The following is a 22,930-nucleotide window of genomic DNA, read 5'->3' on the forward strand; positions in this document are numbered from 1 at the left end:
TTACCGGGCGTGGTGGCCTATCAGGGTTAAAAATAGAGCTAAAAATGATTAAATTTAGCAAGTTAGCTCCAGAAAAACTGCACCAAGAGCAAGCCAACTTAAGTATTTTAAGCATCAGCCTAGTGGAGCAGCGCGCGTGATTGTTCTTTATACCGCGTTATTGCATTTTTATGAAGGTACTTTAGTTAACTAATGCATATTTAGCTTAACATCAGACATATGCTGCAAATTTAACCAAAAAAGATTAACACGCTGAGCAATTCTAGCGTAAAATAGCGCTAGTTTAAATCTACAAAACACTGGTATTTGCTCTATTTTAGGTATATCCTGCAATATTAGTAATTAATTTTCTTGACAGCAGAAAAAGGCACGTTATGGTTCACGTAGTGCATAAACTCCCCAAAAAACACAAACTGCTTATTCTCGGTTTGGTTTCTGCTATTATCGGCTTAGCATTATTACCGTCAGAAAAAGCCACCGCTTCAAAGGATAACAGTGCCGACGCACTTGAAATTGGCAAACGCTACGAATTACAAGTTAAAGTTGATGATAACGAAAAACTAACTGAACTAAATTCAGAGCAAGCAGCTGCTAAATTACCAGAATACGACCTTGTCGATCATCAAGTACGTAACGGCGATAATCTAGCACTTATTTTCAAACGCGCGGGCTTTTCGGCGCAAACATTACATAAACTAATCAACACAAATGCTGAAACGCGTAAATTAACCAAAATTCACCCCGGTGAAATTTTGAGTTTTGCTACAGCTGATGACGGTTCTCTCGCACAGCTTCGTTATGTAATTTCAAAAACAGATACTCTGTACGTTACTTTAAATGATGAAGGTAACTACGACACAGCAATCGATAGTAAAGAAATCGAAACCTTGAGTAAGTCAGCCGGTGGCGAAATCAGCAATAGCTTTTGGACCTCAGGTATCGCCGCAGGGTTAAGTGAACGCCAAATAATGAATTTTGCTGACATCTTTGGTTGGGATGTTGACTTTGCAAACGACATTCGTAAAGGCGACCAGTTTGGTCTTATTTACGAAGCGCATTATGTTGATGGCGAGTACATAGGCGACGGCAAAATAATTGCCGCTGAATTTATCAACCAAGGCGAACGCTATTCTGCAATTCGTCATACTGATGGAAACTTCTACACACCTGAAGGCCGTAGTATGAAAAAAGCTTTCTTGCGTGCCCCTGTTAACTTTAAATATATAAGCTCAAGCTTCAACCCACGTCGCTTACACCCAGTAACGAAGACTGTAAAGCCACATAATGGTATTGACTACGCTGCTCGTACGGGGACACCGGTGGTTTCTGCTGGTAATGGTAAAGTGGTTAAAGCTGGCTACAGTAAGTATAACGGTAACTATGTATTTATTAGCCACGGCACTCAATACGTGACTAAATACTTACACTTGAACAAAAAGCTTGTTAAAACAGGTCAAAAAGTAAAACAAGGTCAAAAGATTGGTACTGTTGGTGCAACAGGTCGTGTTACAGGCCCTCATTTACATTATGAGTTTTTAGTAAATGGCGTTCACCGCAACCCTAAAACAGTTAAACTGCCTAAGTCAGAGCCACTACCACGCGATGAGTTAGCTAAGTTTAAACCAATTGCAGACAACTTCTTAGCGCAGCTTGAACGCAATCGTGAGCTACAACTGGCACTTAATAAGTAATCGCTAAAGTTGAATAATTAAAAACCCCAGTAACTAAGTTACTGGGGTTTTGCTTTATAACCACACTGTTCCTCTGAATTAATACATAGTGCGAGTTAGATTACATCTTGCTTTTTACTTTGTTAGTTGCCTGACTTAAAACTGGGTTATCTGGCCAGAAATGTTTAGGATAACGACCTTTCATCTCTTTCTGTACTTCTTTATAACTAGTTTGCCAGAAATTTTCTAAATCTTGAGTGAGTTGTAGTGGCCGCCTTGCTGGCGACAATAGCTCCATTAGAAGGGGTAACTTGCCCTGTGCAAGCAAGGGTGTGCTAGTCATGCCATAAACTTCTTGCATGCGTACACTCAGCTTTGCAGGTCCATCTAGCTGGTATGTAATTCTCACATTTGAGCCACTGGGGACGGTTAAACGCAGCGGCAAAAACTCATTTAGTAAGCTCTGCTGGTGCCAATCAAAACAATTTTTTAATGCTTCACTGTAATTAAGCTTTTTTAATTGCTCTACATTTTTTATCTCATCAAGGAAAGGTGCAAGCCACTGATTATTAGTCGTCAATTCGTCACTACTAATAACAGGAAATGACTGCGGCAATAATTTACTCGCTAAGCTCATTCTAATTAGTAATTGCTCACTTTCACTTTGTTCATTAAATAGTGAAAAACCTTTTTTATTGAACAAATTTAGCCATGCTTTAGTGCGCTCAGCTTTATCAAGAGGCTGTTTACTTGGCTGGCTTGCTACTGTAATAGCCCCTAGCTTTAGTTCCTCTTGATGAATAAAACGTCCAGATTTTTCATCGTATTCACAGCGAGTTTGCTCTGAAAACAAATGCCCTAGCTGATCTTCAAGTTCATTTGGTAAAAATGCGACTGCCGCAAATATTCGACCCCCTTTGTGGCCGCCCATACTGGCAATAGCGAGATAGTCATCGTTATGCCAAAACTCATCACTTAAGTCGGCCCCCGCGCCATTGGCGAGCAAATAGCCGTTGCCACGCTTTTTCGCTAAGCGATCTGGGAATGCAAAAGCCACCAGCAAAGCAAGGGGCTGCATATTTAGCTCACGCACTGCCTTCAAATTTAAACGTGATAGCCAATAGTTTAATTGTTGCTTAAACAGTGGATGAGGCTTTGTATACATACTGTGAAGTGCAAGCTTAAGATCAGCTGGTATACTCACACGACTCTCAAGCAGCGCCACTAAGTATGCAGCGAGTTCATAAATTCCCGGCATACTTGCTTGAAGTTGCTTAGCCTTAATAAGCATATGTGATAAACGAATATCCGCTCCAAAACTAAGCATTTGGCTACCGATTTTTGTTAGTTTTTCATTTTCATCAAGCGCTTCAAGCATTTTTAAAAGTGCTGTTGCGTGTTTAATTTGCTGTGGGCTTGGTGCATCAAGAAGGTTTAGTTCAGTAACAGCTGCGCCCCACTGCTTAGTTTCAAGCAGTAGTTGGCTAATATCACTTGTTAGGATTTCTGGGGCGTCATGGCTGTTACGACGTTCAAACGTTTGCTTACTACCTAGACGATATACCACACCTGCTTCTAAACGCCCTGCACGGCCTGCGCGTTGTACCGCAGAGGAACGAGAGATGCTTTGGGTTACAAGTTCAGTTACCCCCGTTTTTAAGTTGAAGCTGGCTGCACGGCGCTTACCGCTGTCGACAACAATACGGATCCCTTCAATCGTTAAGCTGGTTTCGGCTACATTTGTTGTCAGCACGACTTTTCGCTTACCTTGTTGTGCAGGAGCTATAGCAGCTTGTTGCTCTCCTTTGCTTTGTTCACCAAATAAAGTAAACACTTCGCAATCATCAGCAAGATCGTTCAATGCCTGTTTTACACGTAAAATTTCTCGCTGACCTGGTAAAAACACCAAAGCACTACCAGTTTGCTCATTGAGTGCTTGCTTAATAACCGCAGATATATCCTCTAACCATCGGCTTTCATCTTTAAGTGGAACATAAATTTCATCAATTGGGTAACTTCGCCCTTCAGATGATATTATTGGGCAATCAAAAAACTCACTGTACCGCTCACCGTCTAAAGTGGCCGACATGAGTAAGATTTTTAAATCGTCTCTAAGGGCTGCTTGTGTTTCAAGCGCAAAAGCGAGGGCTGTGTCTGCGGCAATCGAGCGTTCATGAAATTCATCAAAAATAAGTAAATCGACACCGGTTAACTCAGGGTCATTTTGTAGCATCCGTGTCAGCATCCCTTCTGTCACAATTTCCAGCTTGGTTGCATTACTAACTTTTGATTCACCCCTAATGCGCAAACCAACACTTTCACCAACGGCCTCATTTTGTAAAGACGCCAAGTATTGAGCAATATTACGTGCAGCCAAACGCCTAGGTTCAAGCATAACAATCCGCTTGAAGTGGCCTGCTTGCATCAGTGTTAATGGCAGCCATGTTGATTTACCTGCCCCTGGTGGCGCTTGCAGCAAAGCCATAGGGTTATTTTGTATCGTTGTTAACAATGATTGGTAAATATCTTGTACGGGCAGCACGTTTCTTTCTCTTACTTTATTTTTAGCTATTGTAACAAAAAACAGTCGACGACAATGACTCTCCCTTACAAGAAAAAATTACAGGGTTTTATAAATAACTAAGAACAAATTGCAGTAAAAAATAAACGCATTATAGATAAAGCCAATTATTTACAATAATTTCAACAATTTAATTAATTTAATTGAATGGCATATCAATTGCTTTTATTAAAGTGAATGTTTAAAAAAGTAAGGAGATAATGATGAACAGCGATCGTTTAGAAGGCAATTGGAAAGAGTTGAAAGGTAAAGTGCAACGTAAATGGGGCGACCTTACCAATGATGATTTAGATAGAATCGAAGGTAGCCGTACAGAGCTTGTTGGTAAAATCCAGCAAAAATACGGCAAATCGAAAGAAGAAGCAGAGCGTGAAGTTAATGACTTTGAGAAAAGCCATTAATTTTGCAGCCTAACAAAAGCCGCCATCGGCGGCTTTTGTACTTATTTTGTTAGTGCTATTGCTTGGCCTGCAAGAGAAAACACATTTTTAAGCATTAACTTTAAAATATGCCTGATGGATGCATACGTAAATGAGATTGCTTTAAATGGATAGCCGCAAAAAGCCAGCATGTAACCTAAAATCCCCTTCACATCACTCGTATAATTTTTAGAGAGATCGATACTGTCGGTTAATGCTTTAGCAATTTGGTCATAGACGGTAAGCGTATTCGTGTAGTGGTTTTGTATCGCATATAACTTGCCTGTATCACGTAAATATGTGATTAATGCAGCGCCTATTTTTCTTGCCCACCTTGAAGTACGGCTGCACTCTAATCGCTTATCATAATCAAGCCTGACTTCTTCTTGAATCCGTTTTTCCATGCCTTTATTGATTGCAGCATAACTTTTAAAATTACTCGCAGTATGTAAGTAGCCTGGCGTTTGCTCTGTCATACTATGGGCTTTTGGAGTAATTGTTGCAGCACCATTTAAAATATATTCTTGCTCCGTATGCATAAATGGCCAGACTGGCACTAAAGGTACGGGGTCGGCGGCATGTACACAGCGATAAACATGGTTATTTGTTGCAGCTTCTGTCTGTATAGCAAAGCTATGATAACCAACTCGTGGAGCACCAAAAGTATAAAGCTTCACATTTGCACCAAAGTGATTTTTTAACCAATTCGCAGCTAAATTAGCCAAAGCACCGCCTAAGCTATGACCCACAACATGTATATTTAGCTTTTGGCTCGCTTTTTTACTAAAAAATTGTTCTAACTGCTTTCTAAATGAGTTAAAAGTGTGATTAAACCCCGCATGCACAGGCTGACTATTGCTACAGGTACTCAAACCACAATTAAGGTCAGTAATCACATCTCGCATTTTTGCCGTGCCGCGTAGTGCTAAGACATAATCACCTTCAAATAGTCCCTTTTTGCCTTTTGCAATACAACCAAAGTTGGTCGAATGAGTAAAAACGCGTTCAAGAATAGAACCACTGACACCTTTTATAGAGCCAGCTTCCATTAAAAAAGTATTTTTTAAGCGTCGATAATATTCTGTAGACTCTAATGGAGCTCTTTCCAACGTTTCATAGGCCAATGCGGCAAAATCAGCAGCAAAAGCTGGCGTTAATGTTTTCATATTTATTTCCCTATATTAGAATTAATGGTCTTCATCATCAGATTCAATTTCCGATAAGCCATAGTATGAGTCTAGATCTATAACTTCAAAGTCTTCATCCCAACGAGCTATACCACCAGCACTTAGTTTATAACCTTCGACTTCATCATTTCTGAAAAAGAAAGATACTTCTTCATCAGATATATCTGCTTTCAAACAACTTAATTTTTTAGCATATTCATGACGATACTTTGTACCTGATAACCTTGATGTCCATAAGATATATTTAGTGCCTTCATAAAAAAGCGTTATAATTTGAGATGTGAAAAGCTCTGCAAATGGCACAGCTGGTTGGTTAGAGCGAATATTGGCTTCTGGAAAAGAAAAGCCGCCTTTGTCATCAGTATATACATAGTTTTCTACATATTTTCCGTCAGAGAAACAAAGTAGCCTTTCTATTTTTGCGTTAATTAAAGGTTTGCCATTTTCACTCACTTGGCCTTTGACTTCGGGGCATAGGTGTACCTTGTATGCACCAAAATAGTTACCCAACTTCTTAAATGATTCTAAGAGTGACATTAAAAATGAGCCTCAAAACAGGCTGTGAACTTAACGGGAAGAAGATGTTGATGATATTCCTTATCTTGACTCACTATTCACATGCCCTTGTAAATAATGAGCACATAGTACACAACTCAGCGATAAAAAAGAATAGTATCATTGTAAATAATTGTGCCTCAAAACTATGCCAAGCAGATTAGTCTTTAGGTATTTTGCTTTTTAAAACTTGCTTGAAAATTGATATTGAAAGTTATTTAAAGGAAAGAAGTTAACGCTATGACGAGGCTTAAGTGTTATGACTGACACTCTTGATCATCAGATTCAATATCCGATATACCAAGATAAGAATCTACATCTATAACTTCAAAGTCTTCATCCCAACGCGCTATACTCGCAGCTCGAAATTTATAACCCAGAACTTGATTATTTTTAAAATGAAAAAAGACCTCCTCATCAGATATATCTGCTTTCAAACAACTTAATTTTTTAGCATATTCATGACGATACTTTGTACCTGATAACCTTGATGTCCATAAGATATATTTAGTGCCTTCATAAAAAAGCGTTATAATTTGAGATGTGAAAAGCTCTGCAAATGGCACAGCTGGTTGGTTAGAGCGAATATTGGCTTCTGGAAAAGAAAAGCCGCCTTTGTCATCAGTATATACATAGCTTTCTACATATTTACCGTCAGAGAAACAAAGTAACCTTTCTATTTTTGCGTTAATTAAAGGTTGGCCATTTTCACTCACTTGGCCTTTAACTTCGGGGCATAGGTGTACCTTGTATGCACCAAAGTAGTTACCTAACTTCTTAAATGATTCTAAGAGTGGCATTAAAAGTGAGCCTCAAGACAGGCGGTGAACTTAAGAAGAAGATGTTGATGATATTCCTTATCTTAGATCTCTATTCACATACCCTTGTAAATAATGAGCACATAATACACAACTTAGTGATAAAAAGTAGCATCAGTAAAAATAATTGAGTCGGCGGGGCTTATTAGGCTGGCTCGTGTTTGGCTAAATCTGGCTCAGCAACTGTTTGGTTTTTACCTTGAGATTTTGCTTTATATAATCGCTTATCAGCGATATTTAAGCACTGATCAATACTGTCCATATGGGTTCGCTGATACAAACCAATACTTAAACTCACATTGAAGGAATGCTTACCACTTTTAAATGTATTATTTGCTAGTTGTGTGTGTATTTCATCAGCAACGTTTCGTGCGCGAAGTTCATGCCCTTTTGGGATTACAATTAAAAACTCTTCACCACCCCAACGCGAATTAATGTCTTCATCGGTACACACTTTCTTAAAGATATCGGCAATAAAGATAAGCACTTCGTCACCCACTTGGTGACCATAGGTGTCATTCACTTGTTTAAAGTTATCAACATCAATTAAAAGAAACACGGCCCCCTCTTCGAAGCAACGACTTTGCATACACTCAGTCGCATAATGTCGGTTTGATAAATCGGTCATGGCGTCGGTGCGGGCCAGCTTTTTGTTTATTTTAAGTTGCGCTATGAGCTCACGACTGTACTTATTTCGGTAATACTCATAGAACGCACCAAGAATACATAAAATTGAGAAACACAGCATAACTCGTGTAGGAAAGTAATGACTTGGATAACTGTAATAACCCAATTTGTCCGTGTAATAAAAGAGAGTTGAAATCACACAAGCAAGTACGATTAAATCTATCGCTCCACGCTTTAAGCCACGAATAAAAAAGGTCACAGGCGAGGCAATAAATAAGCATAAAGGACCTGTTCCATGATTACCGCCAGACACTATCAAAAAGCACATAATCGCGTACAAGGTGTAAAGCATCAGAATAGCAATTGTATGGTCGCGATTTTTAATAATAAACGGACTGGCAAATACACCCACTGCAACCACTAGCATAGTACTAAGAACGGTGTAGCCATCTAAGTAACTAGTAATAGACATAAAAAAGAGGTAACAGCCCCAATGAATGCAAATACACGTAAAAACCGTGCTTTATCTTGCTGACTTGCATTGACTGTATCGATCACACTTTTGCCTTGCGTTTATTATTGCTTATTCCTAAATAACTTTAACACAAATATCTAATAATGAAGGCGTAATACAGCTTTTCACATGCTAAATGCTTAACAAAAAGAATAAAGTATTAAAAATACCGGCCTTTTTGTTCATTAAGGCTAGGTTATTTCTACCTTAAACAGGAGCAAAGTTTCTATAAATTAATTACTTATAGCACTATCAAAACTGAGTGCTAGGCAAGTGAAAGGTTAGCCCTCTTTATAGGGCTGGTTATTTTAACTACGACGAACGGCTGCATGCGCGACTAACTCATCAAGTTGGTTCTGATGCTGACGAGCCTGTTTTTGCTTGATCTGATGTGCTTTTTTAGCAATGACGCCCTCTAACCCCTTCGTGAATGAAAGTTGTTGGATGCAAGCATGTTGTTGACGTGATTGATCGCCTTGTAGTTGCGTGACTCGTTCGGCCTGCTGCTGCGATAACCCATGTAGAATGTGTTTCATACCTGCTAAATTTTGCAAACCAATTGCATTACCCATCTGGTTGTTTGTTTGCATATCGTCGATAAATTGCTTTAATTGGGCTAATCGCTGTTGTTCTACCTCGGTTTGCTGTTTCAAAACAGCCTGCTCAGAGAGCATGCTATCAAGCTTTTCTTGCTGCATATCTTTAAACTTATCTAGCATCATGTTTTCCTATTAACTGCGAAAGCTGTTGATTTGTAGTCGCAAAGTCTGCTTTTTCATTTAATGATTGGCATAAGAATGCTTCTATTTGTGGATACAAGTGTACAGCTAAATCCAATTCAGCATCTTTCCCTGCTTGGTAGGCACCAAGCGGTATTAATTCATGCACTTGTAGGTATCGACTGTAGAGCTTTTTAAGCTTATAACAAAAGGCAAGCTGCTCAGAGGAGACAATGTTAGGCATAACACGGCTTATAGATGCACCAATATTAATAGCTGGATAATGACCTTTTTCTGCAAGCGTTCGGTCCAATACAATGTGGCCATCTAAAATAGCCCGCGCATTATCCGCAATCGGATCTTGCTGGTCGTCCCCTTCTGCTAACACCGTGTAGATGGCAGTCATTGAGCCTTTACTTTTTTCACTATTTCCAGAGCTTTCAACTAACTGAGTCAGCTTACTAAATACCGATGGTGGATACCCCTTAGCGACAGGCAACTCGCCAACCGCAAGGCCTATTTCTCGCTGTGCTTGCGCATAGCGAGTTAAAGAGTCCATCAATAACAGAACATTTAAATCTTGGTCGCGATAAAAAGCAGCCAATTGATGACTTAACTCCGCCGCTTTTGCTCGCAAAAGCGGTGAATCATCAGCAGGGGAAGCAATTACGATGGCCTTTTTGAGCCCTTCTGGGCCAAGACTTTGCTCTATAAATTCTTTGACTTCCCAGCCACGCTCACCAACTAAAGACACAATTACAACGTCTGCACTGGTAAAGCGAGTCATCATGGCCAGTAGCTTACTTTTACCGACACCTGAGCCTGCAAAAAGCCCTAAACGCTGGCCTTTTCCAACGGTAAAAAGGCCGTTTATTGAGCGGACTCCCACATCCAAGGGTTCGCTCACCCCTTTACGCTGCAACGGATTTAAAGAGGGTTGTTTTTTTAGAACGCAATCAGCTCCTAAATCAACACGACTTAAGTTACCTAAATCGTCTATCGGTTGCATTTGTGCATCAATTACTCTTCCGAGTAAAGACATATCAATCTTTATCGCTTGTGTATCAGCAACAGCTCTGACTCTCGCACCAGCGTATAAACCATCTGCTTTATTTAGTAGCATCAAGAACGCTTTGGTATCATCAAAACCAATCACTTGAGCATCATTCCACGTACCATCAATGCTCTCGACTTGGTATTTTTTTGCCATTAAAAACTGCCCGCCGACAGCTGTTAATGTCATACCATTGACTCTTACAAGACGACCGTAACTTTGAATTAAAGGCGGGGCTGTCAGCTGTTTTGTCGCAGTACTAAGAACATGAGATAACACAGTATTACTCATGAATAACTTGACCGTTAAGAAGGGCTGGCGTTATATCAGTAAGTACAGCATCTAAACGCTCTGAAAGAGATAAGCTATGGCTTTGCTCACTAGAAATAAGCTTTACGCTGCCACTTGCAAGTTGAGGTTCAAAACTCACTGTTAGGGGTATTTTATCAAAGCTTGAATCGTCAAAAAGAGCCGCATCAGCGCTAGAAAACACAATTTCGTTAACATCATCTCGCCCTGCTAATAAATTGAGGGCCTGTTCGACTAAATCAATTAAGCAATTAGGCTGCAAAGTTAACTCACAGGCAATTACCTGCTCCGCGACCTTCGCAACTAACACACTAAGATCTTTTAGTACTTCATTAGACAGCAGATTAAGTTGTTGCTTTGTTTGCTGTGTTAGCACATCGAATTGTGCCAGCATTTGCTGCTTTAATTCTAGTTCACGCTCTTGTAATAATAGTTCAGCTTGCTGCGAGACCCGCTTTTCTATATCAGCTTGTAGCGCCGCTTGACCTTGCTTTAATCCCTCATCAAAGCCTTTTTGCCAAGCAGCCTGTTCAGCTGCGTCAATACGCTGCTGAACACTCTGGTGCTGCTGTTCTTTTGTTAACGTTGGAAACTGATAAGCTTGCATAGCACTTAACCCGCGGTCTCTTCTTCGTATAGCTGATAAGTGATTTCTTCTCGCTTGCTCATATCACGTACAATGCTCATGATTTCACGACGTGCAGCATCCACTTTACTCACCGGCTGTGATGTTGTTGCTTCTAACTGCTGTTGATAAACTTGCGCTAAGCGTTTTGGTAATGCCCCCAAAAGGCGCGCAACAATTTTTTCATCTGCACCTTTTAATGCCATCAACCAAAGCTCGTCAGGTACATCGTTCATTAATTGAGAAAGGGTCTCATCACTTTGCAGTAATAAACTGGCAAAGTCATACATACGCTCTTGTACTGCATCTGCCACTTGTAAATCATGCTTTTTAATAACTTCAATAATTTGGCTTTTATTGCCGTTATATCGACTCATAATATCAGCAACTTTATCAACCCCATTTACCTGAGAGCCGACTTGCTTGCCAACAAATTCAATACAAGCTTCAATGGTTAATCGAATATCATCCATCACATGCTCACTGACTTCTCGTAAGCTGGCAATACGGTATAACAGGTCTTCGTGCTTTGCTTCAGGAAACAATGCAATGACAGCAGCAGCTTGATCGGCGGGTAAAAACGCTAAAAACAGCGCTTGCATTTGCACATGTTCATGCTCTAAGAAACGTACAATTAGCTCAGGTGGGATCCACTCTAAACGACGCAGATCATCACTCATCGCGCCACCATAAATATCATCTAACATGCCACGTGCGAGCTTACGTCCAACGGCTTTATCAAGTGCTCTTTCAAGATACAGCCTTGATGCGCCATTAACCCCACTTTCGTTACGGTAACAATCGAAAAAACTGGTGAGCGTGTCAGCTACATCATTTTTTGTAATGTTAGAAATACTGGCCATTCGCTCTGAGATTGCCTGTACCTCACGGCGACCGAGTTTACGGATCACGCTTGCTGCATTTTCTTCGCCCATACTGAGCAGTAAAATAGCAGCTCTATCGAGTGACGCACGAGCAGGTGCTGACATTGTCACATTATCTTGATTTACTTGACTCAACTTCAACTCCTTGCTCTACCCAATATTTAATCACAGAGGTTACACGCTCGGTTTCTCGGCTTGCTAATAACTGCATGTGTGCTATTTGCTCTTCAAAATCACTGCCTATCTTAGGCAATGCAATATTTTCACCTTCCTGCTCAGGCTGTTCATTTTTGCTATCTCGCTCAAGTGCGCCATCCAGAGGTGTACTTTGTCTTTCATAAGCATCGCTTTTAGCAGCAGCTAATTTTTCTTGCTCATTTTCGCTTGGTGGTGAAGCTGTTGTTTTGCCTTTAATCAAATGATTTACCAGCGGTCTTACCGCAAAGAAAATAAGCATTAAGCTAATAAAAGTACCGAAAATGTAACGAGCATACTCTCGAATTTCAGGCATTTGCCACCATTGTAATCCGTCAGACGGTACAAAAGGTTTTGCTTCAACAAATGCAAAACTGGTGATATTGAACTGATCGCCACGCTGCTCATTAAAACCGGTAGCTGTTTTAACCATTTCGCCTAAAGAATTTAGGCCTTCTTGGCTCCAACCTTCAGCTGTGGCAGCGGCTTGTTCATTAACAAGTACAGATACGCTCATTGAGCTTAAGCGTCCAACTTCAAAACGAGTATGGGTAACAGAGCGGCCATTTTCATATTCACGGCTACTTTCACTGCGCTCAGATACTCGCTCATTTTCAGCCTCTTCACCTTCTTGATCTGGCAGTGGAGGTTGATTAGCCAGTGAACCTGGAATACCACCGGCAAATTGGTCTTGTCGAGAATCTGATTTAACCAATTCTTGCTTTAACACCCCTTGTGGGTCTACCGCTTCACGTGTTTCTTCAACAACGCTAAAATCAACATCTGTTGAAACCTGAATTCGAAAATTTCCTTCACCTAAAATAGGCAGTAACATAATTTCAGCGCGTTGCTCTATGTTACGTTCAACCTTTTCGATAAAAGCGAGCTTCTTATCACTTTCTTTACCAACGGGAGTGGTATCAAATAAATCACCCGACAGTAACTTTCCGCGCTGATCGACTACTGATACATCTCGCGGGTTTAAACCAGGTACTGAGCCAATGATGAGTGAAATAATAGCTTCTACTTGTTCAGGTTTTAGTTCATGCCCTGGCGCTAAATCAACCATCACAGATGCAGCTGATTTTTGCTCTTCCCTGCCTATAAATAAGCTACGCTTTGGTATTGCTAAATGTACTCGCGCATTGCGAACACCTTGCATATTAATAATAGTGCGAGCAAGTTCTCCCTCCAAAGCATGTTGATATTGCATCGATTCCATAAACTGGCTTGTGCCCATCGATACTTTAGCACTGAGGTTATCAACGCCCTCAGGCATTGAAGCTTTAATACCACGTGCCGCTAGAGTGATCCGTGCGTCTGCTAGTTTTTCTTGAGGAACTAAAATATTGCCTGTGTCGTTATCAATGCGAAATACAATTTGTTCTTTATCCAATATTTCTAAAATATTGGCTTTATCGTAACTTTCTTGGTTTCCATAGAGCGGCACGTAGTTCTTTGCTGATGTCCACAAAATAACAACGATAGTTGCAGCTACTAACGTCGCCAACAAAGCGATTGTCGCGACATTTCTATCATGGCTTTTATTTGAAAAGTTTATTTTATTTGAGAAGTTTACGACTTTTTCACGTAGGTTTGTCTCCCCAGACATCGGCGGTACAGCTTTAGTTAATTCGCCTTTCATAACAACCTCTACAGTGACATACGCATGACATCATCAATGCCATTAAGTAGTTTATTGCGTACTTCCATTAACATTGAGAAGCTTAGGCTCGCTTTTTGACTGGCGACCATCGCCCCAACAACATCATCTGTTTGCCCCGTATCTACCGCATGCATCATTTGCGATGAGATATTTTGTTGCTCATTAACCGCGCGAACAACTGTTTTGAATTCGGTACTAATTGCTGCGTCTTGGTATTTACTTGCTGCAGGCGCAATGGTCTCTGCCGCAGCTAGTTGCTGCATATCAGTCATTTTTCCAAGCAGAAGGCGTTGACTTTCAATAGGTGACATTACTCTGTTCCTTAAATTAAGCGATTGCGTCTATATCCATGCCATACTCACGCATGGCAGCTATTTTGTATCGAAGAGCTCGGGTACTCACACCGAGTGCCTCTGCGGTTTGGGTTCTGTGTCCTTTGAAACGGCTAAGTAAATCATAAATATAATCAAATTCAGCTTGTTTCTTGCTATGTTTTAACTGTGACGCACTGGTTGTCGTTAGTGCTTTAACGTTTTCAGGTAGGTTTAGATCTGCCGCTTGGATTTCAACACCGCGAGCCATCACTAATGCCCTTTGCACTACATTTTCCAGCTCACGAACATTACCTGGCCAGTGATAGCTATGCATTAACTGCTCTGCCTGTTGACTAAAGTGAAACTTCTCATCTCCGTATTTAGCAATAAAATACTTTGCTAATGGTAAAATATCGTCACTTCGGTCACGTAATGCTGGCCACATTAACGGCAATACATCTAAGCGGTAAAATAAGTCTTCGCGAAAAAGGCCTTTTTCTACTTGCTCACGCAGCGGCTTATTGCACGCTGCAATCACACGAATGTCGAGTTTAATGCGTTGATGACTGCCTAATCGCTCAACCTCTCGCTCCTGTAGAACACGAAGTAATTTGGCTTGCAGCTCTAAAGGCAGTTCGGTTATCTCATCCAGTAAAATAGTGCCGCCATTTGCAAGCTCAAACTTACCCGCTTGCTGTGCTACCGCACCGGTAAATGCACCTTTGTTATAACCAAATAACATAGACTCCAGCATATTTTCTGGAATAGCTGCACAGTTAACCGCAATAAATGGCTTATCTGCACGTGGAGAAGATTGATGAATGAAGTTAGCTAACTTTTCTTTACCTGTGCCCGACTCACCCATAATCAGTACGCTTGCAGATGTTTGTGCTGCACGATTGGCAAGTCTCAGCACTTGCTGTGATTTCAGTGACACAGCAATTAAGTCACTCACACCATGCTTCATAGAATCAGCGTTGCGGATGGTTAGTTTTAGTTGATCAGCAAAAAACGGTTTAAGTAAAAAGTCGACAGCACCATTATTAAGTGACTGTGAAGCAAGCTCACCTTGGTTCGATTCCACAAGCGTGATAATTTGTCCACCTTGATGAGTTCTTTTAACTAGTTTTACCAAGTCAACCAAGTTCATTTGTGCTTGTTGAGCATCAATTAATACCAGTTCAGGCTGATAACTCAAACAATAACCAATAGCATCGGGGATCGAATCTGTGTACAGAAGTTGATACTGCTCATCATTGATCGCCAATTCAATTTCACGTGATGGTTGTTCTGGCGCAAGCCATAGTAGATGTTTCTGATCCATATTCCTTCTCACACCTTAGCTTTTTTGACGAAATAGACGAATTAAGACGCGTCTATTTGACGACTGACCGTTCGAATCTGAATTGCTTGCCACGGGATAGCGTCCTCCGTGAGCCCTGATTTCAATTAACTTTGCATCGATCCCGTACTCGATAAGTCGGGATGCCACATCATCTGCTCTTTCTTTCGATAACAAACGATTGGCAAGCGGAGAACCTACATTGTCTGTATGTCCATCAATCATGACTTTCTTAACTTTAGGATCGAGTTGAATATAACGAACTAGTTTCTCTAAATAACTCAGGTCTGCGGCACGTTTAACAACACGCTCTCCTGAGTCAAAATTAATTTCATAATCTCTCGCTTGTCGCCAAGACAAAGGCGCTAATTTTTCACGGCATTGCTGATATTGATCAATCGCGTTATCGCTATGAGTTGTAGGAAAAGTCAGTCTGAGCTGCTCATCACCAAACCCGACGATTGTATCTAACCAGTAGCCCTGCTTAATGGCGCTTAAAATAGGTGCAACACCTTGGTTAAACGTAACCTGTTGCTGTTCAATATTGGCTGAAAAGAATTGTATAGAAGGGGCAATCGCTCGTTTATCTTGCCAATCTGCTGTACGAGCAAATACCTGTACATCCGTGATATCACGCTCAGTTAACAGCCACTTAAAATCCAGATGCTGTGGCTCTGAAGGCTCGCTGATAATCGATAATTGTGCATAACTATCTAGTTTCTGGCTAAGCTGGCAATAAAAAGCATCGCCACTGACATACCATGTTGCCTGCTCATAATTTTGGGTAATTACGCGTTCAGCTTTCACAGGCAATGCATAAGCAGTTATAATGCCTACAACAATTAAAAAAGTTGCCTTAACAAGCTGATGTGAGTTATTCATTCGTATTCCAATTATCATAAACAGCCCAATTAAGAGCTTTAACGTGTATAATAAGCGGAACAAATTGCCTGAAGAGGCGAATAGACGTGCCGCTAAGTTAATGTAACCCCACTATCATGACCTTGCGGTTTTAGACTGGAAGCTTTGCGTCCTACCCTTTCGACGTAGTTTGCCATTTAATTGTCTTAGTGTTTCCAACTAAGTAACTGTTATTATAAAACAGTTAACAAGTACCTAATTCTTAATGATTATAGATAAAAAAAACTAAAAAGCAACATTATGGGTATTTATTCATATTAAATTCATACGCCACATACTATCCTAAGGAACCGATAATACTAACCTTAATGTTATCAGGCACTTCGTTATAAGAAAGTACAGATAAACCTCCCTTCGTAAATGAACGAGCATAGCGCGCCAGTAATGGTCTTAGCTGCGGAATAACAATCAACACAGGGTTAACACCTTGAGATTTCATTTCATCTGCAATCACAGGCATGGCTCGTTGAAACTGGCCAAGTAAATTAGGGTCTACAGCGAAACTATCTAATGCTACCTTCCCTGCTTGCATTGCTTGTTCTAACGAACTCTGCATCGTTTGCTCTAGTTTTTCATCTAAGCTATAAGCAGCTAATTCGTCACGACTGCCCATCACTTGTTTTACTAACACACGTTTTAGTGCACAGCGTACATCGGCAGCAAGTAGAATCGGGTCTTTTGTGACTTCAATACTGTCAACTAAAGTGCCTGCAATAGTCACGATATCACCAATCGCAACATGCTCCTTAAGTAGCATTCTCATCACTTTTAGTTGCAGGTTAATTGGTAAAGACTTTTCAAGCGCATCAGCCAAACTAGGTGATACAGCCTTTAATCTTTCGTGTAAGTTTTGAATATCCTCATAACTGAACAGCTCATCTAAATGCTCTTTTATCACTTTGCCCATATGCGTTGCGATCACAGTGGCTAAGTCGACAACTGAATAACCCATATTCAGTGCCTTGGCTTTATTTTGCTCATCAACCCACACCGCTTCCAAACCATAAGCCGGATCCGTCGTTAGTTCACCATCTAACTGGCCGTAAGTATCGCCGGTGTTTAAAGCTAGTAGCTGCTTGGCATTCAGTTGAGCAGACGCAACGGCCACTCCCGCTAGTTTGATTTTATATTCTTGAGGATTAAGATTTAAATTATCTTTAACTCTGATTTCAGGTAACAAGAAACCAAGTTGTTCAGATAAGCTCTTACGCATACCACGTATTGTTTTTGCTAGTTCCTCGCCTTTTTCCTTATCGGCCAAATAAACTAAACGAAAACCAAGCTCAACGCTTAAAGTATCGACATGCGGAATATCTTGCCAGCTCAGAGCTACTTGTTCTTGGGCAATTGTATCTGTAATGCTTTGCGCTTCTTCTAACTGCCCTTGTGGTGTCTTTTTGTAAAGTCGCCAAGCAACATACAAAAGAGGCAGTGCAAAGCCAATAAACGCAAGGCTTGGCATACCTGGTACAATACCTAACACCAACATGACTAAGGCGGCGGTTAGAATAACTCTTGGTGAGGCAAGTAACTGGCTTCCCACCGCTTCACTCATGTCACCTTCATCGTTCATTCTGGTAACAATAATTGCTGCAGCAACAGCCAGCAGTAATGAAGGGACTTGCGCAACTAAGCCGTCACCAATTGTTAAAAGAGCGAAACGTTGAAATGCTTCAGCCATGCTTAAGTCATGCTGAAATACCCCGATACTGACACCACCCAGTAAGTTGATTACTAAGATGATCAGACCGGCTATTGCATCACCGCGTACAAATTTAGAAGCACCATCCATTGAACCATAGAAATCAGCTTCTTGTGCCACGGTGGCACGTCGTTCTTTAGCTTGTTCTGGGCCAATTAATCCCGCATTTAAGTCAGCATCAATTGCCATTTGCTTGCCTGGCATTGCATCAAGAGTAAAACGTGCTGCAACTTCAGAGATACGCTCGCCACCTTTGGTGATTACGACAAAGTTAATCACCATCAGAATAATGAATACGACGATACCGACAACATAGTTGCCACCAATCACCACTTCACCAAATGCTTGAATGACTCGCCCTGCCACATCAGAGCCTTCATGACCATGTAGCAAAACAACCCTCGTCGATGCGATATTTAGGGTAAGACGCATTAAGGTTGCAACCAACAGAATGGTTGGGAAAACAGAGAAATCGAGCGGCTTTGAACTTGAAACAGCAACCAATAACACGATCACAGAAAGTACAATATTGAAGGTGAATAAGGTATCCAGTAGCCATGCGGGTAATGGCAAAATAACCATAGATAAAACAGCTAACAGCAATACCGGTATAGCAGTGTAAGGTCGGGTTAAACTACGCCAATTCAAAGTCATTCTCCACCATTATGGTTTTTGTAAATTTTTGGGAATTTCAAGTTCAGGCAATGGCGCTGGCGCTTGACCTCGCCCTTGCTTGTAAGCCTTTAGCTGCATTACATAAGTAAGTACATAAGCAACCGCTTTATAAAGTCCATTAGGTACTTCTTGGTCGATGCGTGTCGAAAAGTAGATAGCCCGCGCTAAAGCAGGTAACTCAATGACTTCTTTATTGTGCTGACGCCCTAATGTTCTGATCCTAAGTGCCATTTCATCCATACCTTTAGCGACAACATAAGGGGCTTTGGCTTTTTCTTCGTTATAGCGAATCGCAACCGCATAGTGTGTTGGATTTGTAACAATCACGTCTGCTGTGGGGACCCGCTCTTCGATACGCCTATTTGCTTGCTGATATTGAATTTGCTTAATTTTGCTTTTGATCTCGGGGTTACCATCGGATGATTTGCGCTCTTCCTTGACTTCTTGATGGGTCATTTTAATTTTATCTAGAATTTGTTTTTGCTGAATAGGCACATCAATCACAGCCACAAATAACAGCAAAGTTACAGTGATCATCATAGCTAAAAATAGCAGGCTAATACCTTGATTAAGAGCCACCAGCAAGTCTTGATTTTGTAAGGCTACCAACTGTTGCCATAGCTGAGTCAAAAAGCTGAATAAGCAAATAGCTAACAAGGCAATTTTAATCATCGACTTTAACAGTTCAGTCAAAACTTGCTTACCAAACATTCTTCCTAAACCCGAGAGAGGATTTAGCTTACTTAACTTAGGTGCAAGTAATTTTTTTGAGAAAATAAACCCACCAGGTAACACACCCGTGATCCACATAGCACAGAACGCGAGCAATAAAAAAGGCACTAAAGTTGCCAGCATATCGAGTATTGCTTGAGCAATGGCATTTGGCATGAGTTTCGTATTATCGATAATACTATGATCCAGTTGCATACTTGTGCGCATCAAGCCAATAAATAGGTCATAAAATAAATTAGCGAAAAACAATAGCCCTGCCACACTCACCATTAATAAAATAGCCGTATTAAGTTCTTTAGAACGCGCTACTTGCCCGTCTTCACGTGCTTTTTTGAGGCGCTTTTCACTGGGCTGTTCTGTTTTTTCTTGTGCGCTGTTATCTGACATTTACCCTCCCATAGCCGTTTTAAATACGGTTAAAACATGGTAGGTCAGGTTAGCAAATGCATTGCCTGTGTAACTAAGCGTCATAAATACACAAAAGAAACCCATTATTAAGGCCATCGGAAAGCCTAAAACAAAGATATTCAAAGAAGGAGCTGCGCGACTTGCTACACCAAACGTTAGATTGACTAACATCATGGCAATCACGCCAGGTAGTGCAAGCAGTAAAGTAGAGGCTAATAACCAAGCAAATAAATTAACGACAGCCATAATGTCTAAGTTATAAATACTGCTGCCAATCGGCCAAACAGTAAAACTCTCAACCATGACGTGCAAAGTAATTAAATGACCGTCAGCGGCAAAAAACAAAAGCGCTGCCATTATCCAGAACAACTGCCCTAACAATGCAACTTGGTTACCACTGCCTGGGTCCATTACCAAAGCCATCGATAAACCCATTTGCATCGACAACACAAGACCAACCAGAGACATCACTTCAAACAACAACCGCAAGGCAAGCCCCATTAAGACACCAAAAATGATCTGCTCAACAGTCAGCACGACAGCATCTAACGAAAAAATATCAACGGCTGGCGCGAGTGGTAATTGCCCTGCCACTAAAAAGGCCAACATCATAGCCACAGCGATTCGCGCGCGTGGAGTCACTGCAGGGTTTTCAAATACTGGCATTGCCCACAGCAAAGCCGAAAACCGAACAAATGGCCACCACATGGTACCCATCCAGCTAACAATGTCGTTACTAGTTAAAGCAATTAAGGAGTTCAACCAAAAACCCCTGGGATCATAAACTTAAGATCTTCAAACCACGTCAATAAGGTGCGTACTAACCAATGCCCTGCAAACACCACCATTAACAGTGTTAGCAACATACGAGGTAGAAAGGTTAACGTTTGTTCTTGAATAGAGGTGGCACCTTGTATAACTGCCACCACAATACCCAAGATAAGCCCTGGTACTATCAGTACCAAAATCATCTCTATAATGGTATAGACTGCATCGGCAATCAGTTGCGTGGCCATCTCAGGACTCATATTGGCCCTCCGAATGTCGCAGCCAGCGTTCCTGCCACCATTGACCAACCATCAGCGAGTACGAACACCATCAACTTAAATGGTAAGCTGATAATCAAAGGGGATAGCATCATCATACCCATCGACATCAATACGCTGGCAACCACTAAATCAATAATCAAGAAGGGAATAAATAGCATAAAACCGATTTGAAAAGCGGTTGTCAGCTCACTAAGCACAAAAGCAGGCATAAGCACTTCAAATGGAATTTCATCCGCTTTTAAGTTGGTGGGCTCATTAGCAATTAAAAGCACTTGATGTAGCTCGCTTTCACGTGTTTGCTTAAGCATAAATGCACGTAGAGGCTGTTCAGCTCGAGCAAGTGCTTGCTCTAATCCCATCTCTTCTGCCTGAAAAGGCTTATACGCATTTTGATATATATCTTGCCAAACCGGACGCATAATAAGCATGGTAAGCATCAATGCAATACCAATTAAGACACGATTTGGAGGGCTTTGCTGTAGACCCATTGCTTGGCGCAAAATCGCGAGCACAACAATGATCCGAGTAAATGAGGTCAGTACCATTAACAACGCCGGTATTAAACTCAACACTGTCATCATTAACAAAATTTGCAGCTTGACGTTATAGTCTTGCCCTTGCTCTGTGTCTTGCAACGAGAACAATGTTAATTCTTGCGCGTTTAACCAAGTTGGTAAAAGAAGGATAAGTAAACCAAACCCGACGTTGAATGCACTGCGTAAATTCATTACTTAACTATCCGCCTTTTCTTGCTCATCTTGGCTGATAAACTTAATGCCATATTGGCCATCAACCAGTACAACTTCAGCTTTCGCAAAATATACACCGTTCACTTTCACATCCATCGGCTCACCTGCGGCTTTGTCTAAGCGTAAAACATCACCGTGTTTGGCTTGTGATAACTCACCTAACGTTAATTCTGTGCTCGCGACTTCTAGCGTAATAGTTAACGGCACATCAGCAAATACAGACATATCATTCTCATTGCTTGGCTCAGCGGTTAAGTCGTCTAAGCCATCAAGATCTAAACCTGCTAATGCATCATCAAGGTTGTCAGTCATAATTCATTTACTCTTTATTTGTGTTATCTGTAATTTGGAAAGTCAAACTGGCATCTTGTTGTACAATTTGACCTGTAAAGAAGGTTTTATTACCTAACTTGAAAGAAGCAGGCTCACTGAGTTGAATAGGCAATACCTCACCATTTAATGCCGCTTTTAACTGCCTTAACGTGACTTTTTTGCGCGCCATTTCAACATGTCCTTTCACTAAAAATTGGCTGCTTTTTTCCATACTTAATAAGTGTGTTTGTTGTTCGTCATGCTCGCCCTGTGGTTGACTAAAGAAAGCCACTGGTAACCAAATGAACCAGCTGATCACATCGTTATCAAGAATCAACCGTACTTTAAATGCAAGGTAATTGACCGCGCTCGGCAAGTTGTTAGTGCTACATGGTTCAGCGAGTAAGCATGCCCGCTCTTTAAAAATAAGCTCTTGAATACCTTGAACTTGTTTTTGTAATAACCGTGCACAAATGCGGCTTTCTGTACGCGTTAACTCTGCTGGCGGCTCTTCTGCTACAGTCTTATTAGCTTGGCTTAAATCACCACCGAGGCATAAATCAGCCATTCTGTGAGCACTTGTGTAATCCAATGCGATATAAGCATCAGCGTCTATTGGCTCAAAAACAGCACTTTTAAAGAAAACGCGTTTCGCTTCAGCCAGCCAGCTTTGCAAGGTGCTGTGTGAACATAAGTTAATATCAACGGCAAACTGACTATCATTAAATAGCTGTCCTAACTCAAATTCGATGGCTTTATGCAAACTAAACTCACCCGCTCGCTGATGGGCAATTTCGTATTGACGTTGTTGCTGCGTGATCGCATACGGCCTAAACTCTTTACCTTGTTCAGCCTTGAAGAGCTTTATTTTTGGCTTAACAAATTGCTTCATAAAATTTTCCA

The 22,930-nt window shown here is 41.0% G+C and carries 22 protein-coding genes and 1 riboswitch; of the genes, 2 read left to right on the forward strand and 20 right to left on the reverse strand.

Annotation, left to right across the window (positions count from 1 at the left end; translation table 11 throughout):
* Positions 1-374 precede the first annotated feature (374 nt).
* Positions 375-1,691: a peptidoglycan DD-metalloendopeptidase family protein gene (locus tag NYF15_RS10825; RefSeq protein ID WP_130151074.1), complete on the forward strand. Its 1,317-nt coding sequence runs from the start codon at positions 375-377 to the stop codon at positions 1,689-1,691.
* A gap of 100 nt (positions 1,692-1,791) precedes the next feature.
* Here NYF15_RS10825 and hrpB read toward each other — a convergent pair whose 3' ends face one another.
* Positions 1,792-4,212, reverse strand: a complete 2,421-nt coding sequence (gene hrpB / locus NYF15_RS10830; RefSeq protein ID WP_371353570.1) for an ATP-dependent helicase HrpB — start codon at positions 4,210-4,212, stop codon at positions 1,792-1,794.
* 242 nt (positions 4,213-4,454) lie between these two features.
* Between hrpB and NYF15_RS10835 the strand changes: the two genes are divergently transcribed.
* Positions 4,455-4,652, forward strand: coding sequence for a CsbD family protein (locus NYF15_RS10835; RefSeq protein WP_062570328.1), 198 nt, complete (start codon positions 4,455-4,457; stop codon positions 4,650-4,652).
* Between the two features lie 41 nt (positions 4,653-4,693).
* On the opposite strand, the gene NYF15_RS10840 is transcribed toward NYF15_RS10835, so the two are convergent.
* The 19 genes from NYF15_RS10840 to NYF15_RS10930 all read right to left on the reverse strand — a co-directional run bounded on the left by NYF15_RS10840 (position 4,694) and on the right by NYF15_RS10930 (position 22,919).
* Positions 4,694-5,836, reverse strand: coding sequence for a lipase family protein (locus NYF15_RS10840; protein WP_371353571.1), 1,143 nt, complete (start codon positions 5,834-5,836; stop codon positions 4,694-4,696).
* Between the two features lie 21 nt (positions 5,837-5,857).
* Positions 5,858-6,394 (reverse strand): DUF6795 domain-containing protein, encoded by a 537-nt coding sequence (locus NYF15_RS10845; protein ID WP_371353572.1) that lies wholly within the window; start codon positions 6,392-6,394, stop codon positions 5,858-5,860.
* A 275-nt stretch (positions 6,395-6,669) separates the two neighbouring features.
* Positions 6,670-7,212, reverse strand: coding sequence for a DUF6795 domain-containing protein (locus tag NYF15_RS10850; protein WP_371353573.1), 543 nt, complete (start codon positions 7,210-7,212; stop codon positions 6,670-6,672).
* A 163-nt stretch (positions 7,213-7,375) separates the two neighbouring features.
* Positions 7,376-8,329 (reverse strand): GGDEF domain-containing protein, encoded by a 954-nt coding sequence (locus NYF15_RS10855; protein ID WP_371353574.1) that lies wholly within the window; start codon positions 8,327-8,329, stop codon positions 7,376-7,378.
* A 350-nt stretch (positions 8,330-8,679) separates the two neighbouring features.
* Entirely contained in the window at positions 8,680-9,090 is a 411-nt protein-coding gene (locus NYF15_RS10860; RefSeq protein WP_371353575.1) for a hypothetical protein, read from the reverse strand.
* Entirely contained in the window at positions 9,080-10,435 is a 1,356-nt protein-coding gene (locus tag NYF15_RS10865) for a FliI/YscN family ATPase (protein WP_341803956.1), read from the reverse strand. The genes NYF15_RS10860 and NYF15_RS10865 overlap by 11 nt, the downstream gene beginning before the upstream one ends.
* Positions 10,428-11,060, reverse strand: a complete 633-nt coding sequence (locus NYF15_RS10870; RefSeq protein WP_237119603.1) for a FliH/SctL family protein — start codon at positions 11,058-11,060, stop codon at positions 10,428-10,430. Before NYF15_RS10870 ends, NYF15_RS10865 begins: the two co-directional genes overlap by 8 nt.
* Positions 11,061-11,065: 5 nt before the next feature.
* The gene (locus NYF15_RS10875; protein WP_237119604.1) at positions 11,066-12,097 is read right to left on the reverse strand and encodes a FliG C-terminal domain-containing protein; all 1,032 of its coding nucleotides are present in this window, start codon (positions 12,095-12,097) and stop codon (positions 11,066-11,068) included.
* Positions 12,075-13,802: a flagellar basal-body MS-ring/collar protein FliF gene (gene fliF / locus NYF15_RS10880; RefSeq protein ID WP_130151067.1), complete on the reverse strand. Its 1,728-nt coding sequence runs from the start codon at positions 13,800-13,802 to the stop codon at positions 12,075-12,077. Before fliF ends, NYF15_RS10875 begins: the two co-directional genes overlap by 23 nt.
* An 8-nt stretch (positions 13,803-13,810) precedes the next feature.
* Positions 13,811-14,134 (reverse strand): flagellar hook-basal body complex protein FliE, encoded by a 324-nt coding sequence (locus tag NYF15_RS10885; protein WP_130151066.1) that lies wholly within the window; start codon positions 14,132-14,134, stop codon positions 13,811-13,813.
* Between the two features lie 16 nt (positions 14,135-14,150).
* A complete protein-coding gene (locus NYF15_RS10890; RefSeq protein WP_130151065.1) occupies positions 14,151-15,461 on the reverse strand; it encodes a sigma-54 dependent transcriptional regulator in 1,311 nt (436 codons plus the stop codon).
* Positions 15,462-15,476: 15 nt separating this feature from the next.
* A complete protein-coding gene (locus NYF15_RS10895; RefSeq protein WP_237119607.1) occupies positions 15,477-16,361 on the reverse strand; it encodes an OmpA family protein in 885 nt (294 codons plus the stop codon).
* A gap of 98 nt (positions 16,362-16,459) precedes the next feature.
* A riboswitch (cyclic di-GMP riboswitch) is annotated at positions 16,460-16,545 on the reverse strand.
* A gap of 132 nt (positions 16,546-16,677) precedes the next feature.
* Complete coding sequence (gene flhA / locus NYF15_RS10900) at positions 16,678-18,750, reverse strand: flagellar biosynthesis protein FlhA (protein ID WP_371353622.1); 2,073 nt, start codon at positions 18,748-18,750, stop codon at positions 16,678-16,680.
* 15 nt (positions 18,751-18,765) lie between these two features.
* Entirely contained in the window at positions 18,766-19,896 is a 1,131-nt protein-coding gene (gene flhB, locus NYF15_RS10905) for a flagellar biosynthesis protein FlhB (protein WP_130151063.1), read from the reverse strand.
* On the reverse strand, positions 19,897-20,625 hold the full coding sequence (fliR, locus tag NYF15_RS10910) for a flagellar biosynthetic protein FliR (protein WP_371353576.1): 729 nt from the start codon (positions 20,623-20,625) through the stop codon (positions 19,897-19,899).
* Between the two features lie 50 nt (positions 20,626-20,675).
* Positions 20,676-20,945, reverse strand: coding sequence for a flagellar biosynthetic protein FliQ (locus NYF15_RS10915; protein ID WP_130151061.1), 270 nt, complete (start codon positions 20,943-20,945; stop codon positions 20,676-20,678).
* Positions 20,942-21,694, reverse strand: coding sequence for a flagellar type III secretion system pore protein FliP (gene fliP, locus NYF15_RS10920; RefSeq protein ID WP_062570313.1), 753 nt, complete (start codon positions 21,692-21,694; stop codon positions 20,942-20,944). The genes NYF15_RS10915 and fliP overlap by 4 nt, the downstream gene beginning before the upstream one ends.
* 3 nt (positions 21,695-21,697) lie before the next feature.
* Positions 21,698-22,027 (reverse strand): FliM/FliN family flagellar motor switch protein, encoded by a 330-nt coding sequence (locus tag NYF15_RS10925; protein WP_130151060.1) that lies wholly within the window; start codon positions 22,025-22,027, stop codon positions 21,698-21,700.
* Positions 22,028-22,034: 7 nt separating this feature from the next.
* Positions 22,035-22,919: a FliM/FliN family flagellar motor C-terminal domain-containing protein gene (locus NYF15_RS10930; RefSeq protein ID WP_371353577.1), complete on the reverse strand. Its 885-nt coding sequence runs from the start codon at positions 22,917-22,919 to the stop codon at positions 22,035-22,037.
* Positions 22,920-22,930: the final 11 nt, after the last annotated feature.

Source organism: Pseudoalteromonas sp. 68 DY56-GL68, from assembly GCF_041414825.1.
GTDB lineage: Bacteria > Pseudomonadota > Gammaproteobacteria > Enterobacterales > Alteromonadaceae > Pseudoalteromonas.